This window comes from Pseudonocardia nigra (assembly GCF_019396355.1).
GTDB lineage: Bacteria > Actinomycetota > Actinomycetes > Mycobacteriales > Pseudonocardiaceae > Pseudonocardia > Pseudonocardia nigra.
Map to the genome: position 1 here is coordinate 1 of NZ_JAHKRK010000593.1, position 543 is coordinate 543.

Annotated in this window: 1 pseudogene; it reads right to left on the reverse strand. The window is 67.4% G+C overall.

What is annotated here, in order from left to right:
• Positions 1-244 precede the first annotated feature (244 nt).
• Positions 245-543, reverse strand: a pseudogene (locus tag KME75_RS42350) (TlpA family protein disulfide reductase); the annotation flags it as partial.

A 543-nucleotide genomic window follows, 5' to 3' on the forward strand; every position in this document is an offset into this window, starting at 1 on the left:
GTCGCGGTGTCCGGTCGGGCAGCAACGGCTCCAGCCGTGCCCACTCCGCGTCGGTCAAGTCGTGGCGATCAAGCACAGAAGAGATCTACCGCAGCCGACCCGCATGATCCACGGGACACGCTCTAGACCGGGGCGCCACGGAGGGCGTAGCGGCGGTGGGCACAGCGGGGTGCGCCGGGATTCTCCGACGCGCTGGTTCACAGGAACCGTTGACAGATCCCAAACGTGCGCCCAAAATTGCGAATCATACGGAACGCTGTTCCACCGCGGCGTTCGTCCAGCTGGCCTTGTAGACGATCGTCCCGCCGCGGTCGAGCACCCACGTCATGTTGGGTAGCCCGCCGTAGGCGAGGTGCGCGGTGCCGGCGAGGTCGTCGACCAGGATCGGCCGACTGATGCCGACCTCGTCACGCAGTAGACGGGCGTGCGCGAGCTTGGTCTCGAACGAGTCGTGGTGTGGGACGCGGTCGCCGGGATGCGCCTCGTGGGTGTACACGAACACCCAGCCGAGCTCCGGGTAGCGGTCGGCGAGCCGATCGAGCA